This is a genomic window from Mycobacterium sp., from assembly GCF_049281135.1.
Classification (GTDB): domain Bacteria; phylum Actinomycetota; class Actinomycetes; order Mycobacteriales; family Mycobacteriaceae; genus Mycobacterium.
Genome location: NZ_JBAPRN010000287.1, coordinates 1 through 2,119, shown reverse-complemented (window position 1 = coordinate 2,119; position 2,119 = coordinate 1). Strand labels below are relative to the sequence as shown.

Genomic DNA, 2,119 nt, shown 5'->3' with positions numbered 1-2,119 from the left:
GAGGAGTCGCAATGAACTTGCCGTGGTCTGATTGGCTACCGCAGCAGCGCTGGTACGCCGGACGTAGCCGCGAACTGGCAACCGCCGAGCCTGGTCTCGTCGTAGGTTTGCGCGACAATCTCGATCTCGCGCTGGTGGACGTGACCTACACCGACGGTTCGACCGAGCGCTACCAGGTGATCGTCGGCTGGGATTCCCAGCCGCCCACCGAGTACAACACCGTCGCCACCATCGGAGCCGATGGCGATCGCACCGGCTTCGACGCGCTCTACGATCCGGACTCCGCGGCGTTTCTGCTGTCGCTGGTCGACTCGTCGGCGACCCGGGAGGGCGTCTCGTTCGGCAAAGAGCCGGACGTCACCCTGCCTCTGGATGCCTATCCACGCGTGTCGGATGCCGAGCAGAGCAACACCAGCGTGATCTTCGATCGCGATGCGATCTTGAAGGTGTTCCGCCGCGTCAGCCCAGGCGTCAACCCCGATATCGAGCTCAACCGGGTCCTCGGCCGGGCCGGAAACCCGCACGTGGCACGCCTGCTGGGTACCTATGAGCTGACCGCGTCGGACACCGATAGCAGCTGTCCACTCGGCATGGCGACCGAGTATGAAGGCAACGCGGCCGAGGGCTGGGCGATGGCGACGGCCAGCGTTCGTGACTTGTTCGCCGAGGGTGACCTCTACGCCTACGAGGTCGGCGGTGACTTCGCCGGCGAGTCCTACCGGCTGGGCGAAGCCGTCGCGTCGGTGCATGGCGGGCTCGCCGAGGCGCTGGGCACCTCGCAGGCCCCGTTCCCGGTCGACACGATGCTGGCCCGGTTGTCGTCGGCGGCCGGCGCGGTGGCCGAGCTCGAGCAGTACGTGCCGGCGATCGAGCATCGGTTCCACAAGTTGGCCGAGCAGACCATCACGGTGCAGCGGGTGCACGGCGACCTGCATTTGGGACAGGTGCTGCGCACACCCGAGTCGTGGCTGCTGATCGACTTCGAGGGTGAACCGGGCCAGCCGCTCGAGGAGCGGCGCGCACCGGACTCCGTGCTGCGCGACGTGGCAGGGGTGCTGCGATCGTTCGAGTACGCCGCCTACGGACCGCTGGTCGATCAGTCCGCTGACAAGCAATTGGCTGCGCGTGCTCGAGAGTGGGTGCAGCGCAACCGAACTGCCTTCTGCGACGGCTACACCGCGGCATCCGGCGCCGACCCGCGTGATTCGGCGCTGATTCTGGCAGCGTACGAGCTGGACAAGGCGGTCTATGAGGCGGGTTACGAGTCTCGGCACCGGCCCGGTTGGCTACCCATTCCGCTGCGATCGATCGCCAAGTTTGTAGCAGATTGATGTGAGTCTCGCCTGAATGGCATTCCCCGCACTGCCATCGGCGTAGCTCTTTTGACAGCATGGGTTTCATGCTTCGTGAGACATTCGACAGTGAGGCGCGCTTGTCGTGGGTGCTGGCGGTGCTTGCCGGTGTGCTCGGGGCGACGGCCTTCACCCACTCCGCCGGATATTTCGTCACGTTCATGACCGGAAACGCGCAGCGCGCGGTGCTGGGTTATTTCCGCGACGACGTGCTGTTGTCGGTGACGGCCGGCCTGCTGCTGTTGAGCTTCGTCGCCGGCGTGGTGGTCGCATCGGTGTGTCGGCGGCATTTCTGGGTGGCGCACCCGCACGGCCCGACCGTGCTGGCGACGTTCAGCTTGCTGGCGGCCACACTCGTAGATGTCCTGGACGAGGGTTGGGAAGAGAACCAGCTCGACTTCCCGCCGATCATGTTGCTGACCTTCGGTATTGGCGCGCTGAACACGTCGTTCGTCAAGGACGGTGAAGTGTCAGTGCCGTTGAGCTACGTCACCGGCACGCTGGTCAAAATGGGACAGGGCATCGAACGGCACATGGCCGGCGGAAACCTGTCGGATTGGCTCGGCTACTTCCTGCTGTTCAGCAGCTTCGTGTTCGGCGCCACGATCGGTGGCCTCATCAGCATGGTCGTCAACGGGACCGGGATGCTGGTGTTCGCTTCGGCGATGTGCACGTTGGCGACCGCCTACACGTACTTTCACCAGGACCGCCGGGCCTTACTGAATTAGGCTGCCTTGCCGCTTGCCGACACGTAAACCTTTGCGACG

Annotated in this window: 2 protein-coding genes; both read left to right on the top strand. The window is 64.9% G+C overall.

From position 1 onward, the window contains the following. Window positions 1-1,331, top strand: a 1,331-nt coding sequence (locus tag WAN02_RS11575) for a maltokinase N-terminal cap-like domain-containing protein (protein ID WP_422264307.1), incomplete at its 5' end; no start/stop codon positions are given. Window positions 1,332-1,399: 68 nt separating this feature from the next. Continuing rightward, window positions 1,400-2,080 (top strand): YoaK family protein, encoded by a 681-nt coding sequence (locus WAN02_RS11570; RefSeq protein ID WP_422264306.1) that lies wholly within the window; start codon window positions 1,400-1,402, stop codon window positions 2,078-2,080. Window positions 2,081-2,119 lie beyond the last annotated feature (39 nt).